Raw genomic sequence first — 9221 nt, forward strand, 5'->3', positions numbered from 1 at the left:
CCGGGGAATCCACATGGCCTTCGCCCAAGTTCCGTCACCGACGCCCGGCTCGCCCGCACATGGCGAGCGTTACACCGACTACCCGATGGCGATGGGCGTACTCACCACCATCTTCTTCATGTGGGGCTTCCTGACCTGCCTCAACGACATCCTGATCCCGCACCTGAAGTCGATCTTCCAGCTCAACTACGCCCAGGCGATCCTGGTGCAGTTCACCTTCTTCGGCGCGTACTTCCTGATGGCGATGCCGGCCGGCCGGCTGATCGCCGCGCTCGGCTACAAGAAGGGCATCGTCGCCGGACTGGCGATCGCCGGCGTCGGCGCGCTCGGCTTCTGGCCGGCGGCCAGCCTGCACCTGTACCCGGCGTTCCTCGGCGCGCTGTTCGTGCTGGCCACCGGCATCACCGTGCTGCAGGTGGCGGCCAACCCGTACGTGGCGCTGCTCGGTCCGGAAAAGACCAGCTCCAGCCGGCTGACCCTGGCGCAGGCGCTGAATTCGCTGGGCACCACGCTGGCGCCGCTGTTCGGCGGCCTGCTGATCCTGTCCAACGTGGTGAAGACTCCGGACGAGCTGGCCGCGCTGGAACCGGCGCAGCGCCTGCTCTACGACACCCAGCAGGCGCAGGCGGTGCAGTTCCCGTACATCGGGCTGGCCGTGGTGCTGTTCCTGCTGGCGATCTTCGTATGGCTGTTCCGCCTGCCCGCACTGACCGAGGCCACCGACAAGGGCGATCACGACCGCCACGGCTTCGTCGAGGTGCTGCGCCACCCGCACGTGCTGTTCGGCGTGCTCGGCATCTTCTTCTACGTCGGCGCGGAGGTGGCGATCGGCAGCTTCATGGTCAACTACCTGTCGATGCCGGAGATCGGCCACATCAGCGAGCAGCAGGCCGCGCATTACGTGTCGTGGTACTGGGGCGGCGCGATGGTCGGCCGCTTCGTCGGTTCCGCACTGATGGCGAAGTTCTCGCCGCGCAAGCTGCTCGCCCTGTTCGCCGCGATCAACGCGCTGCTGGTGCTGACCACCATGCTGAGCAGCGGCGGCCTGGCGATGTACAGCATCATCGCGATCGGCCTGTTCAACTCGATCATGTTCCCCACCATCTTCGCGCTCGGCATCGAGCGGCTCGGGCCGATGACCAGCAAGGCGTCCAGCCTGCTGATCATGGCCATCGTGGGCGGCGCGATCGTTCCCTACGTGCAGGGCGTGTTCGCCGATCACATCGGCCTGCAGCACGCGTTCTTCCTGCCGTTGCTGTGCTACCTGTACATCGTGTTCTATGGCCTCAGCGGCTCGCGCATCCGCGGCATCGCGGCGCCGGACACCGGCGGGAACCACTGAGCATGCCCACGCGACCCATCCTGTGCTTCGGCGAGGCACTGATCGACCTGCACGCCGACGGCCTCGACGGGCGTGGCTTCGCCGCGCGCTTCACGCCGTTCGCCGGCGGCGCGCCGGCCAACGTGGCGGTGGCCGCCGCGCGGCTCGGCGGGCACGCCCGCTTCGCCGGCATGCTCGCGCGCGATCGCTTCGGCGACTTCCTGTTCGACAGCCTGCAGCAGGCCGGCGTCGGCACCGCCGATGTCGTGCGCACCGATACGGCGAACAGCGCGCTGGCCTTCGTCACCCTGGATGCGCATGGCGAACGCAGCTTCAGCTTCTACCGCGACAACACCGCCGACCTGCTGTTCCGGCCGGCCGACTTCCGCGCCGACACCTTCCGCGACGTCGCCGTGTTCCACATCTGCTCGAACAGCATGACCGACCCGGCGCTCGCCGCAACCACCCGCGAAGGCATGCAGCGCGCGCACGGCGCCGGTGCGCTGGTCAGCTTCGACCTCAACCTGCGCCCCGCGCTGTGGCCGGCCGATGTCGATCCGCACCCGCTGCTGTGGCCGGCATTGCACCTCGCCGACGTGGTGAAGCTGAGCGCCGAGGAATTCGCCTGGCTGGCGCCGGACGGCGAGCAGGCCGCACTGGACCGGCTGTGGCTGGGCCGCACCCGGCTGGTGGTGGTGACCGACGGCGCCAGGCCGCTGCGCTGGTTCCACCCGGACGCAGAAGGCGAACTGCCCGGCTACACGGTCGACATGGTCGATGCCACCGCCGCCGGCGACGCCTTCATGGGCGGCCTGCTGTGCTGCCTGGCCGAACTCCCGACCGGCGCCGAACGGCTCGAACGGCTGGTCACCGAATTGCCGCGCCTGCACGCGATGCTGCGCTTTGCCGCCGCCTGCGGCGCCCTCACCGTCACCCGCCAGGGCTCGTTCGCCGCGATGCCGCACGGCGACGAGGTGCTGGCCTTCATGGAACGGCAGGCATGAGCAGCGCCCCCGACTTCCGCTCCGCCGACTTCCTGCGCGGGCACATCGCGCAGACGATGGCGTTCTACCACCCGCATGCGATCGACCCGGAAGGCGGCTTCTTCCACTACTTCCGCGACGACGGCACGATCTACGACCGCAGCCACCGGCACCTGGTCAGCAGCACCCGCTTCGTCTTCAACTACGCGATGGCGGCGATCGAATTCGGCAGCGCCGCGGCTTCCAACAGTGAATACCTCGAAGCGGCCCGCCACGGCCTGCGCTACCTGCGCGAAGTGCATCGCGACCCGTACACCGGCGGCTACGCCTGGACGATCCGCGACGAGCAGCCGGATGACCGCACCAACCATGCCTACGGCGTGGCCTTCGTGCTGCTCGCCTACGCCAGCGCGCGCAAGGCCGGCATCGCCGAGGCCGCTGCCTGGATGGACGAAACCTGGGGCCTGCTGGAGCAGCGCTTCTGGGACGCCGACGCCGGGCTGTACCGCGACGAGGCCGATGCGAACTGGCACTTCAGCGACTACCGCGGCCAGAACGCGAACATGCACATGTGCGAGGCGATGCTGGCCGCCTACCAGGCCAGCGACGAACCGCGCTACCTCGACCGCGCGTACACCCTCGCCGACCACATGACCCGCCGCCAGGCGGCGCTGGCCGGCGGGCTGGTGTGGGAACACTACGACCGCGACTGGGCCATCGACTGGAACTACCACCGCGACGATCCGAAGCACCTGTTTCGCCCGTGGGGCTTCCAGCCCGGCCACCAGACCGAATGGGCCAAGCTGCTGCTGATCATGGAGCCGCTGCTGCGCGCGCGCGGCTACGACGAGGACTGGCTGCTGCCCACCGCGCGGCAGCTGTTCGACACCGCGCTGGCGCGCGCCTGGGACAGCGAGTACGGCGGCATCTGCTACGGCTTCGCGCCCGACGGCAGCGTCTGCGACGACGACAAGTACTTCTGGGTGCAGGCCGAATCGCTGGCCGCCGCCGCGCTGCTGCACGCGCGCACCGGCGAGCCCGTCCATGACGATTGGTACGGGAAATTGTGGGCGTACGCGTGGCAGCATCTCGTCGATCACCGCCACGGCGCCTGGTACCGCATCCTCAGCCGCGACAACCGCAAGTACAGCGACGAGAAGAGCCCAGCCGGCAAGACCGACTACCACACCATGGGCGCCTGCCACGAAGTGCTGGCGCTGTTGCGCGCCGGCGGCCAGCCGTGATCCACCACTCTCCCCAAGGCACTGCATGATGAAGTCAGCGATTTCCCTCGCCATCACGGCCGCCACCCTGCTGGCCGCGCCCGCGTTCGCCGCCGACAGCGCCACGGCGCGCTTCGACCCGCTGCAGGCCTTCGCCCCGTACAGCTACCCGCAGCCGGCCACCGCGTATCGCTCGGCCAGCGGCAAGCCCGGCCCGCTGTTCTGGCAGAACCGCGCCGACTACACGATCACCGCCACGCTCGATCCAGCCACGCGGCAGCTGCGCGGCAGCGAGGTGATCAGCTACACCAACCACAGCCCCGACGCGCTCGACGTGCTGTGGCTGCAGCTCGACCAGAACCGCTATCGCCGCGACGCCCGCGGTGCGTTCACCAGCAAGTTCCCCGCCGAGTTCACCGACGGCTACGAGATCGCCTCGGTCGAAGTGGACGACGCGCACGGGGGCAGGCAGCCGGTGAAATGGGTGGTTTCCGACACGCGCATGCAGGTGCAGCTGCCCGCGGCGCTGAAGGGCAACGGCGGCAGCCTGCGCCTGCACGTCGCGTGGAGCTACACCGTGCCCGGCGAATTCGGCGGGCGCACCGACGTCAATCCCAGCAAGAACGGCGAGATCTTCGAGATCGCGCAGTGGTACCCGCGCATGGCCGTGTACGACGACCTGCGCGGGTGGGACACCGCACCCTACCTCAACAGCGAGTTCTACCTGGAATACGGCGATTTCGACTACGCCGTCACCGTGCCGTGGGACATGATCGTGGCCGGCTCCGGCGAGCTGGTGAACCCCGACGAGGTGCTGACGAAAACCGAACGGCAGCGGCTGGAGCAGGCGCGCCACAGCGACGCCACCGTGATGATCCGCACGGCGGAGGAAGTCACCCAGCCGTCCAGCCGTCCGAAACAGAGCGGCACGCTGACCTGGCACTTCCGCATGCACAACACCCGCGACGTGGCGTTCGGCGCCTCGAAAGCGTTCGTGTGGGACGCCGCACGGATCAACCTGCCCGAGGGCAGGACTGCGCTGGCGATGTCGGTCTATCCCGCCGAAAGCGGCGGCAAGGAAGCCTGGGGCCGCGCCACCGAATACCTCAAGGCCTCCACCGAGTACTTCTCGAAGCAGTGGTATCCCTACCCGTGGCCGGTAGCGATCAACGAGGCCGGCACCGCCGGCGGCATGGAATACCCGGGCATCACCTTCGACCACAAGCTGGCCAAGGGCAAGAACCTGCACATGGTGATCGCACACGAGATCGGGCACAGCTGGTTCCCGATGATCGTGGGCAGCAACGAGCGCCGCGACGCGTGGATGGACGAGGGCTTCAACACCTTCATCGACGTCTACGAGGACGACGCCTTCAACCACGGCGAATACGCGCCCAAGCGCGACAGCGAATACGCGCCCGGCGGCGGCAACCCGGCCGACGAGATCGCCGCCGTGCTGGCCGATCCTGCCGCGCCCGCGCCGCTCAACGGCGCCGACATGACGCCGGAGAAGTACCGCCACCCGATCAGCTATTTCAAGGGCGCGTTCGGCCTGGTGCTGCTGCGCGAGCAGATCATCGGGCCGGAACGCTTCGACCCGGCGTTCCGCCGCTACATCGCCACCTGGGCGTACAAGCACCCCAGCCCGTCGGACTTCTTCCGCTTCATGGAAAGCGACACCGGCGAGGACCTGGGCTGGTTCTGGCGCGGCTGGTACGAACACAACTGGCAGCTCGACCTGGCCGTGCAGAAGGTCGCCTACACCGATGGCGACTACCGCAAGGGCGCCGACGTCACCGTAGCCAACCTCGACCAGCTGGTGCTGCCGGCCACGCTGCAGGTGCTCTACGACGACGGCAGCAAGCAGGACATCCGCGTGCCGGTGGAAACCTGGCAGCAGCACCGCAGCTACGTCATCCACGTGGCCGGCGCGCGCAAGCTGGTATCGGCCACCATCGATCCGGCGCACGCGCTGCCGGACCGCAATCGCGGCAACAACACACTGCAGGTGAAGTAGCCGGAAACCTCGAAATAACCGTTTTTGCTCGTCATCCCGGCGGCAGTTTTTCGAGATGCTCTGAAGTAACCGCGTCACCCGGTCTGGCCTCCCCTGCAAGCGGAGGAGGCGAGTTCCCGCCGGCTACACATCTTCCGGCAACAACTGCCGCAACGTGCCGATGCCGTCCCACGGGTCGCCCCGCAACGCCGCCGCCCGCTTCAATGCCTTCTTCATATCGAACGCCGCCCCGTACGTGCACGCGATGCCGGCGTCGGACATACGGCAGAAAGCCCGCACAAGGCGGGCTTCCATCCACACCATGGACCATGTGTTCGCTAGAAGGGTTCTTGATACCTGAGCATGGTGGGTAACCGCCCCAAAGCTTGGTGTGGAACCAAAGTAGCACTCCAAATCGAACACACAAGGGCGCATCTTGTCTTGTTTTGGGGGCCGCGCGAGGCAAAACGCAACAACTGCGGATGGCGGCCAGAGAGCTGGGCTCCAAACTACGGCGCTATCCAAAACCGGGGAGACGTCGGCAGTTCTGAAGACGAGCGGCGGGCTCATCCAGTCACTTTATCAGCTTCATAGCGATGGTGACTGCGTGATCACTTAGTATGTAATGCGTTGACAAGTGCAGGTTCGATGTACTTGCGATCATCGTCATTCGTAGCCGAAATAGCGCTCGAAAGCCTTTCTTGTAACGCCGGCAGTAGCAGAAGTGAGTCGGCTTCAACCTGATCAAGCAGTAATTGGTTCTCATCCCAATCCAAGTCGAGGTCCAGGACGAGGGAAAGTCGGCGTAACGCGATAGGGATCGACATGGAAAAGTCCCCCCCTATACACGAGAGCATTATTGGTCTCGGGTGGTGCACACCGAGCATTGCCTGCTCCACCAACAAGTCAATCAGTTCTGCCGCGTAGATCTCGATTGGCGACAGGTCGGCATTGAGGAATGCAACCCCTTGAAGCTCAGCTAGATCCGTGAGTGTCTGGCGCATGAAGTCACTGGACGTAAGACCCATGGAAATATCGACGATCGCAACGACTTCGCGGTCCTGACGGACAAGAGTCTGCACACACTGTCGAGCCATTCCGCCCTTCAAAATCAGAGCAACGCCCGCTGCTGCTGCAATACCAACCAGTCTGGACAGTACAAATGCTCGCCGTCGATTTATACCGAGCATAGAGAGCCGGCCAATCACATCTCCCTGAGAGAGCGCTCCGCGCTTGACCCAGTCGACCACTTTTCCAGAGTCGTCGACTGGCACCAGCCGTCCGGTCGGACTTTCAACTCCGCCCACGAGGAGCTTGAAAACTTCGGCATTCGCCAAGGTTGAAGCACCCTCTCGAACCGCCTTAGCGAATGCCTCTCGTACAGAGGCAGAAGCAGACTCCACTTGGGCTCGGTTGCTTCGCTCGATGTGGTGCCCCTCCTTCTCTAGCTCCAGTTTTTTCTTCTTGAGCGACGATATTTCGTCTTGTAGCCCCACCTTTTCCGCTTGACGTTTCTCATGTTCTATAGCAATCAATTCGTCCACGCGACGGTCAACTATCTCTCGCGATCCGAGCAGCTTCAAAACTGCATCAAGTTCCTCCTCATTGATCGATATCTGATCAATTGAGTCAGCAATGCGTTTGGCGCGCGACGCGATCTCGCTTCCTGATTGGGCACGAAGCCGCGCGGTCAATTCGTTTCGTTGAGCCTTGGTTATGGGGAGCCTCTGCTCTGCGTCAAGGCTCTTCAGCAGCTTTCTGAATGCCGCATCGAGTGGGGATAGATCAAGATAAGACGCTGCGCCTTGCGAAGCCTCTAGGCAGTATTGATGCCCTTCTATGAGCCAAGTCTCAAGGGATCCCCATGATTGCCACGGCGACTCAAAGGCCTCGTCGCGCGCAAAGTCGACACCTTTCGGCGAGACGATAGCCACTCCGTCTGCCAACAGGAACATCACCTGCTGGCCCAACTGCCCACGCCCCTCAGTGGCATACACTTTAATTCGACGACGTACTTCATCCGCATCGCCACTTGGAACTTGGATCCGTACAGCTTCAATCAGCGGACCGAGTTCGGATTCGAGGTGGAACCGAGTCTTGCCTTCGACTCCTTCGCGCTCCGACACCTTCCAGTGGACAAGTTCCCTCCTCCTGAGCGGCCTACGTAATACCGACCTGAACGTCATCACAGAGCCGCTATCCGGAAACAACCGGTCGCGAGCAACATCGTTTAACTGACGAAGCTTCCCTTCAAGGACAACGAAGAGTGGCTTAACAAACACCGCACCAGTGTCAGATTCATTCGTGTAGATGCCAACAATTTCGTATGCGTCGGTGTGGGGATCTTCGTCCAGTGGCGCCGGGATCTCCGTGCGAACGCCTGTCGGAGCTGCGCCTGAATCCCGGTGGTGTGACGTGCGTGCTAGCGCGCTGCGTAGAAGTTCTGATTCCGGCCCATTATCACCCAGAAGCTTGAGCTTTTCGTTCGCAGCCTCAACATCTCCTTCGCGTAAACGTAGGAGCGCCTCAACCATCAGTTGCGTGCTCTCGGCAAATGGGACAAGTGCACTGTCTATCGCCCCTTCGTCGCCCGAAATGATCGCCGCAAGTAGCTCTGCAAGCTGAAACTTTTCTGGTCCTGTCTTACTCTCGGGACCAATCGCTACAATTTTCGGCATCGACGCCTCGGCCGGCTCCGGCGGAGGACTGACCTTCTCGGGCAGAGGAACCGCAGTTCCTCCCACCACGTGGGGATCACGTGATCTTTGCAAGAGGTGAAGCAGATCAGCGTTGGGCGTGTCGCCGACCAGATACACCAACGCAGATCGACAAATCACTTGCGCCTCTGCTTCTGGGAGCGGCTCGCCCTCATCGAAGTAGGCACCCAGGTACAGCAGCACTTCTTCAGGCGCCAGAGGATCCGCTAGTGAAATATTCTTCTGGAACCAAGCCCGCAAGACTTCATCTGTTTTTGGAGGAAACCTCTCAGATATCGCTCTAACGCGCTCCTCGCGACCGTGAGGCATGTTCTGAACCTTTGCCCCTTTCAAGAGAAGTTGCGCCCTGGATTCGACAAAAAACTTCCTAAGCTCGCCCTCGTGCGTGCCTCGAGCCAACAGGATTGCGAACTTCTTCGGATCGATCTCAAGAAACGCCACGGCTCACCTCAGATGAGAGTGCAGACAGCACAAGTGGGAGAAGACGCATGGCGTCGTTCTCAACTGCCCATCGAACAGCTTGATGCTTCCAACGGATAGATTTCAGGGCTTCTGAAGCAGTCAACCCAACAGTAGTGGCAACGATCCGGTCTATCTTTGTGTACCACGGACTTTCATTGACGCAGTTGTTGGTGATTCTGTGTGCGCTGACCACAGATCCGAATGATCCGAATCGCAGGTCTTGAAGCGGGCCTTCGAGAGTAAGGCTCCCCCCATTCGGAAGAGGACTCAATCTATTCCCATTGAGGCGAGCGTTGCGCCAGAGCCGTTCCGATGGAACCGATACTTCAATGGCCCCGGATTGACGCGCAACCTCGGCTGCAGGGATAGAAGCGAGGTCTGCTCTATCATTTGCCGCAGTCAGTATTACGCCCCTAGGCGCCGCCAGAGATGCTTCTACGAAACGAAGTCGCCGGCTTGTCCCCGAGGACATCCAAACGATCGCGTCTTCTTCTGGGGTATTCAACGTGATCTGATAAC

At 63.3% G+C, this 9221-nt stretch carries 6 protein-coding genes; 4 read left to right on the forward strand and 2 right to left on the reverse strand.

Annotation, left to right across the window (positions count from 1 at the left end):
* Window positions 1–85: 85 nt before the first annotated feature.
* Genes fucP through KK131_RS16090 form a run of 4 tightly spaced genes read left to right on the forward strand, consistent with a single transcriptional unit; the run spans window position 86 to window position 5544 of the window.
* On the forward strand, window positions 86–1342 hold the full coding sequence (fucP, locus tag KK131_RS16075; protein ID WP_214557868.1) for an L-fucose:H+ symporter permease: 1257 nt from the start codon (window positions 86–88) through the stop codon (window positions 1340–1342).
* Between the two features lie 2 nt (window positions 1343–1344).
* Window positions 1345–2325 carry a carbohydrate kinase gene (locus KK131_RS16080; RefSeq protein WP_214557724.1) on the forward strand — a complete coding sequence of 327 codons (981 nt, stop codon included), beginning with the start codon at window positions 1345–1347 and terminating at the stop codon, window positions 2323–2325.
* The gene (locus tag KK131_RS16085; RefSeq protein WP_214557725.1) at window positions 2322–3548 is read left to right on the forward strand and encodes an AGE family epimerase/isomerase; all 1227 of its coding nucleotides are present in this window, start codon (window positions 2322–2324) and stop codon (window positions 3546–3548) included. The genes KK131_RS16080 and KK131_RS16085 overlap by 4 nt, the downstream gene beginning before the upstream one ends.
* A gap of 25 nt (window positions 3549–3573) precedes the next feature.
* Window positions 3574–5544, forward strand: coding sequence for a M1 family metallopeptidase (locus tag KK131_RS16090; RefSeq protein WP_214557726.1), 1971 nt, complete (start codon window positions 3574–3576; stop codon window positions 5542–5544).
* A 123-nt stretch (window positions 5545–5667) separates the two neighbouring features.
* Here KK131_RS16090 and KK131_RS16095 read toward each other — a convergent pair whose 3' ends face one another.
* Complete coding sequence (locus KK131_RS16095) at window positions 5668–5838, reverse strand: hypothetical protein (RefSeq protein WP_214557878.1); 171 nt, start codon at window positions 5836–5838, stop codon at window positions 5668–5670.
* Between the two features lie 296 nt (window positions 5839–6134).
* The gene (locus tag KK131_RS16100) at window positions 6135–8681 is read right to left on the reverse strand and encodes a hypothetical protein (protein ID WP_214557727.1); all 2547 of its coding nucleotides are present in this window, start codon (window positions 8679–8681) and stop codon (window positions 6135–6137) included.
* Between the last annotated feature and the right edge of the window lie 540 nt (window positions 8682–9221).

It is taken from the genome of Rhodanobacter sp. LX-99, from assembly GCF_018599185.1.
In the GTDB taxonomy this organism is placed as follows: Bacteria; Pseudomonadota; Gammaproteobacteria; order Xanthomonadales; family Rhodanobacteraceae; genus Rhodanobacter.